The following is a 384-nucleotide window of genomic DNA, read 5'->3' as shown; positions in this document are numbered from 1 at the left end:
CTGGTCGACGAACCACGGGTCGATCTTCGTCGCGTCGAAGACCTCCTCGCGGGTGGCGCCGGCGCGGATGGCCTGCATGACGGCGTTGATCCGGCCGTCGGTGGGGCGGACCGCCTCGCGCAGCAGCTCGGCCTTGTCGCCGGGGTCGCCGACGAAGGTGAACTGGCTGCCCTTCTTCTCCAGGGAGCGCAGGGCCTTTTGGAGGGCTTCGGTGAAGTTGCGGCCGATGGCCATGGCCTCGCCGACCGACTTCATCGTCGTGGTGAGGGTGGAGTCGGCGGAGGGGAACTTCTCGAACGCGAACCGGGGCGCCTTGACCACGACGTAGTCGAGCGTGGGCTCGAAGGACGCCGGGGTCTCCTGCGTGATGTCGTTGGGAATCTC

1 pseudogene is annotated in these 384 nt (G+C 68.0%); it reads right to left on the bottom strand.

What is annotated here, in order from left to right:
* Positions 1–384, bottom strand: a pseudogene (carB, locus tag RND61_RS32535) (carbamoyl-phosphate synthase large subunit); the annotation flags it as partial.

It is taken from the genome of Streptomyces tamarix (assembly GCF_032423885.1).
Lineage (GTDB): Bacteria > Actinomycetota > Actinomycetes > Streptomycetales > Streptomycetaceae > Streptomyces > Streptomyces tamarix.
Note: the sequence above shows the minus strand (reverse complement) of the source record. Positions and strands in the feature narration are given on the sequence as shown.